The sequence below is a fragment of the Pseudomonas sp. 32_A genome (assembly GCF_017490905.1).
GTDB classification, from domain to species: Bacteria; Pseudomonadota; Gammaproteobacteria; order Pseudomonadales; family Pseudomonadaceae; genus Aquipseudomonas; species Aquipseudomonas inefficax.
The window spans coordinates 1-238 of record NZ_JAFGYI010000513.1 but is presented as its reverse complement, the minus strand read 5'-3'; the positions used below and the strand labels follow the sequence as shown (position 1 = coordinate 238).

1 protein-coding gene is annotated in these 238 nt (G+C 63.9%); it reads right to left on the bottom strand.

The window, feature by feature from the left end; genetic code table 11:
* On the bottom strand, positions 1-238 hold a 238-nt coding region (locus J5M58_RS27640; RefSeq protein ID WP_207880715.1), incomplete at both ends, for an amino acid permease.

The following is a 238-nucleotide window of genomic DNA, read 5'->3' as shown; positions in this document are numbered from 1 at the left end:
GGCGCACAGCAACGCCCAGGACAGCAGCGCGCCAAGCAGCGAAACCGCCAGGCCGATACTGATCAGCAAGGCGCCCCACGGCCCGACGATATGCTCCAGTACCGAAGCCAGCGACGGGTTCTGCAGCTTGGCCAGTTCCGGTTGGGTCATGATGCCCAGCGACAGTACGTTGACCAGCACCAGGAACAGCAGCACGGTAACGAAGCCGATGACCGTGGCCTTGCCCACGTCAGAGCGT